Origin of the sequence: Streptomyces sp. NPDC025273, assembly GCF_040638585.1 — a bacterium.
GTDB lineage: Bacteria > Actinomycetota > Actinomycetes > Streptomycetales > Streptomycetaceae > Streptomyces > Streptomyces cinereorectus.
The window spans coordinates 1-4,411 of record NZ_JBEZYP010000044.1 but is presented as its reverse complement, the minus strand read 5'-3'; the positions used below and the strand labels follow the sequence as shown (position 1 = coordinate 4,411).

The window sequence follows — 4,411 nt, the reverse complement described above, 5'->3', positions numbered from 1 at the left end:
GGCCCTGTCCTCATGCACGGACACCACCAGGTTCACCCGCCCCGGCAGCCACTTTCGATCACACCGCACTCAAGATCGATAGGACAACGGCTCCTTACCACCTGGTGGCCCAGTACAGACCGTTCATCGCTGCGCGGATCGGTGCGGCGCCGTACCTGATGTGACGCCACGGGCTGCCGTCATTGCTGTAGTTCATCCGGTAGGTCCCGTCAGTGGTTGTGCGGAGCTTGCCGTGTGTGAGGCCAGTCGTCGCCCCGTACCGCACGAGGTGTTGCGCACCGCTCAGTTCGGGTGAGGCCGTGTTGACCGTGGCCACATGGTCGGCGTGGGAAGCGATGAGAGTCCAGTCGGTCCCCTGGTCCGCCTGCGGGAGAGTCGGCCCGAGCCACTCCATGAACGAGGAGGTGGCGCGCATGTCCGCGCACTGCTGGCCTTCCTGGCAGAGGTAGGCGCTCATCGCCCCCCGGTGGGGCGTGCCCAGCGTCACGGCATCCTCCACGTACAGCTTGGAGGGGAAGCCTGCCTCGTGGCGCGCGGTTCCGGTCAGCGCCGCACGGGCGATGAGCCCGCCCATGGAGTGGCCGACGAGGTCGACCGTCTTGCCTCTGACCGTGTAGCGGTTGTAGATGTCCCAGGCGAGCTGCTTGCCCAGCTCCCTGATCGGTGTGTCGGCGTCCCCGTTCGGGGCGATGTTGACGGTGCAACCAGTTCCCTGGTCGATGGCGTAGAAGCCGACCCTGACGAACTTGCCCTTCCACCCCCAGGACTTCATCGCCTTGGCCGCCGTGCTCCACTTCTTGCACCCCTTCGACTCGATCGTCGGGTCATAACCGTGGATGAGGTACACGGGCTTGTCCGCGCTGTCGCTGCGGGCAGGCGCGGCGGCGGGTGCCGAAGGCGAAGCGCTCACCGTCGACGCTCCCGCCCCGCACAGCACCCCGGCGATCGTCACTGCCACGGTGGTTCTGGCCCATTTCCCGAGTGTGGGCAGCATGATGTATCCCTTCTGTTGCTCGCTGTGCAACGGTGGAGCCACCCTGATCTACGGGTATTGGACGAATCTTGAGGAAACCTTGCACGCGGGTCCGCTGTCATCGCGCGTCCACGGCTCCGGCCGCATCCCCCGCCTCCCCCCGCCAGACGGCGAGATTGTGCCGGGCGCTCAGAGTGGCGGGGTGGTCGGGACCCAGTCGATCGCGGGTGGCGTCCACCAGGCGTTGGAAGTGGGTGATGGCAGCGGTGACCTGACCGCTTTCTCCGAGAAATGGGCATCGGGGTGCCACAAAGCGTCCTTGGCCTGGCTAAGAGCTGTCCCGTAAATGATCTCCGAGCCACTGCGGGAGTGGGCCGTCGTGCGGCCCACTTGTCTATCCGGCGAGGGCGAGGTTGTGCATCCGGGCGATGCCGAGCATGGCGTGATGGACGCCGTCGCCCTTGAGGCGGCAGTCGCGGAGGATCTTCCAGGTCTTCATGCGGGCGAATACGTGCTCGACGCGGGCCCGGACCTGCTTGTGGGACCTGTTGTGGTCCTCTTTCCAGGCCGGGAGCTCGCTCTGGCCGCGCTCGCGGCGGTGCGGGATGACGAGTCCGGTGCCCGGGTAGCCGCCGTCGGCGATCGTGAGGGTCTTACCGACGGCGGCCTTGGCGCCGGATTCCTCCCATGCCTTGCAGTCGTTGCGATTCCCGGCGAGCGGCCGGCCGACCACGACGACCAGGCGGGTGTCGGCGTCGATGACGACCTGGTGGTTGGTGGAGTACCGGTAGTTCTTCGACCGCTCCGCGATGGTGTGATCGCGGGTGGGGACCAGGATGCCGTCCACGATGAGCACGGTGTCCTTCGCGAACCGTTTGCGGGGCTGGAGCGCGAGCATCGGCCCGAGATGGTCGATGATCCGGTCTGCCGCCGACTTGGACACCCCGAACAGCGGAGCGAGCTGGCGCATCGTGAGGTTCGTGCGCCAGTACGCCGCGGCCAGCAGTGCCCGGTCCTCCAGTGGAAGGCTCCAGGGCCGGCCCTTGCGGACCGCGTCCGCGCCCTGGCGCCGCAGAACCGTCACCAGCTTCCCGAAGGCGCGAGGGCTCAGCCCTGAAAGCGGGGCTATCCAGACACCTCACGGCGCTAAGCCGTCAAGTCGGGACAGCGGGTACGAGCTCACTGTTCGATTTGGAGGTCCCTGCCGGTGGTCATCAGAGAGCGTCCTTGATGTGGCCTCGGGCGAAGTCCCATGGAGCGGGTGCATTGGTGGCCGCGTATTCGTCTGCGATGCCGAAGACGCTTCCGCATCCTGGGCATTCCGCCTGGCCGAACAGGTGCGTTAGCCCCCAGGCGAGCCGTTGCTGGCCATCCCGTACGGCCGTCTCGTGCAACATCCTCCCGGTGCCGGTCAGCTCGTCCGGGATGGCCGGCCGGAGCGGGACCTGGTGGACATCCCCCGGATTCCAGTCGCGGATCGAGGAGTAGCAACCGTAGTCGCCGATTGCGATCGTCACCGGTGCGTCGCAGTGCGGACAAGCGACAGTGACGAAGGAATCGGTGAAGTCGTCCAGGGCCTCGAACCACAAGGGCTGGCCGTCAAACGCGAGCATGGTCCGCAACCGGCTCAGGTAGATTTTCCCGGTCAGGCCGGACCGCAGCCGGGCGGCGGCCAGGGCGCGAAGCTCGGCCAAGGTCGCCGCACGGCGTGCGACTTCTTCGTCGGCGCCGTGTGGTTGAAGGAGGCCACCTGCTATGGCTCCGGCCAGATCGAGCGCCCAGTGCCCGGCGCCCTCGGTTTTCGCGATGTCCGCCAGCTGAGGCAGTGCGGCGATGCTCGCCGGGGTGATCGTTCCCTGGTGGCACAAGCGCCCCCAAAGGCCGTCGATGGCCTCTTGGTCACGACCGACAGCTCGGTCCAGCAACCCGGGTATCGCGTGTGCCGGGCCGTAGGCGTCGTGGAGTGTGGACCAGTCGATCATCCGGTGATTCAAGCATGCTGCGGAGCGACCTCCGGGAGGCGGTGAGTAGTGAGCAAGATCACCTACGCCACCGCCAGTGCTGGGGCCTGCGGCGTCGGGAACGCGGTGCGTTCATCGAACAGATGACGGTTCTTGAGGCAGTGGTGGAGCTGGCCCAGCATCCGGTTGAACAGATTGCGCTGGCCAGCGGCGTGCCAGTCTCCGTGGTCGTCACGTCGCCGCCGGTAGTGGGCTTTGGCACCTGGCGAGGCAGTGATCGCTGAGAACGCCCAGAGGTAGCCGGCGTGGTTGAGCCGGTCGTTCTTCACCCATCGTCTGGTGATGCTGGACTTCTTGCCGGAGGCCCGGGTGACGGGTGAGGCGCCGGCGTAAGCCTTCAGGCCGCGGGCGTCCGCGAAGCGGGTGCGATCGTCTCCGATTTCGGCCAGCACCCGGGCGGCAAGCTGGATACCGAGGCCGGGGAAGCTGAGGATAATTTCGGAGTCCGGGTGCTGCGGGAACGCCTCCTCGACGGCCTGGGCGAGGTCGTCGGCAGCGATGCAGGCGGCCGTGAGCTGTCCGAGGAGGGCGAGCGTCTGCTTGCCGAGCGCGTCCTCGACAAGCTCGGGCTGACGGGCCCAGTCGGTGCGGAACGCCTCGCGCAGCCGCGCGACGTCCGACTCGATGCCGCGCTTGCGGCCCGCACGCTTGAGAGCCGCCGTAATCTGGGTGCGAGTCAGGCTCGCGGCCTTGGCCGGTGTCGGCGCGAGCTTCATCAGCTCGCGGGCCTCCGGCCGGCACAAGCCGTTGTCCCACTTGGCGAAGGCATCCAGAGCTGCGGGGTAGTACTCGCGCAGCAGCGAGCGGAGCTGGTTGGCGACCTGCTGCCGGTTCCAGACCGCGTCCTGCTGAGCGCGGGCCAGTACGGCGATGGCACGGGCCAGGTCGCTGTCGTTCGGCAGCGGCCGGTGGGCATGCATATCTGTGCGCAGGATGTTCGCCAGGACCAGGGCGTCGCCAGGGTCGGACTTCTTGGTTGATCGCGAACACCTTCCGCTTGCCTGCCCTCAGCACCGCGACCAGCAGACCGCGGGAGGTCTCTATCGCGACCGGAATCGGGGTCTCCTCTGTGTCGCCGTACTCGGCCAGCAGGTCCATCAGGCTCCTGTAACCGGCCGCGTCGTCGGTGATGTGTCGCTTTGCAAGTAGCTGGCCGGTGTCGTCGACCAAGGCAACGTCGTGTGTCCTCTCCGCCCAGTCGATGCCGCAGTAGATCAACCTTTCCTCCCCAGAGATGCAATGTTTGCGCTGGTTGCGAGCGCATGCGGGCCACGCAGCGACCTAATTCCAGGACTCGACCATCCGGTCGGTCCGCCACCTCACTAGCCGTTCGTGGCACCAGCGCACCCCACGGGCCCCGGTCTCCTCGGGAGCTCTGACGGCTCTGGACTATCAGGAGGTCGCCGTGCGGCGGGCT

4 protein-coding genes and 1 pseudogene are annotated in these 4,411 nt (G+C 67.2%); all 5 read right to left on the bottom strand.

Features of this window, described 5'->3' with window-relative positions; genetic code table 11:
• Window positions 1-94: 94 nt before the first annotated feature.
• Window positions 95-994, bottom strand: coding sequence for an alpha/beta fold hydrolase (locus AB0F38_RS31580; protein WP_361900868.1), 900 nt, complete (start codon window positions 992-994; stop codon window positions 95-97).
• Between the two features lie 97 nt (window positions 995-1,091).
• A complete protein-coding gene (locus AB0F38_RS31575) occupies window positions 1,092-1,211 on the bottom strand; it encodes a hypothetical protein (RefSeq protein WP_361900866.1) in 120 nt (39 codons plus the stop codon).
• A 156-nt stretch (window positions 1,212-1,367) separates the two neighbouring features.
• Window positions 1,368-2,102 carry a transposase gene (locus AB0F38_RS31570; protein WP_361900870.1) on the bottom strand — a complete coding sequence of 245 codons (735 nt, stop codon included), beginning with the start codon at window positions 2,100-2,102 and terminating at the stop codon, window positions 1,368-1,370.
• 85 nt (window positions 2,103-2,187) lie between these two features.
• Window positions 2,188-2,955 (bottom strand): hypothetical protein, encoded by a 768-nt coding sequence (locus AB0F38_RS31565; protein ID WP_361900864.1) that lies wholly within the window; start codon window positions 2,953-2,955, stop codon window positions 2,188-2,190.
• A gap of 62 nt (window positions 2,956-3,017) precedes the next feature.
• Window positions 3,018-4,230: pseudogene (locus AB0F38_RS31560) on the bottom strand (IS110 family transposase).
• Window positions 4,231-4,411: the final 181 nt, after the last annotated feature.

Excerpts from the sequence above, each read along its gene's own strand:
- AB0F38_RS31580 (WP_361900868.1), bottom strand. The coding sequence starts at position 994 with ATGCTGCCCACACTCGGGAAATGGGCCAGAACCACCGTGGCAGTGACG.
- AB0F38_RS31565 (WP_361900864.1), bottom strand. The coding sequence starts at position 2,955 with ATGATCGACTGGTCCACACTCCACGACGCCTACGGCCCGGCACACGCG.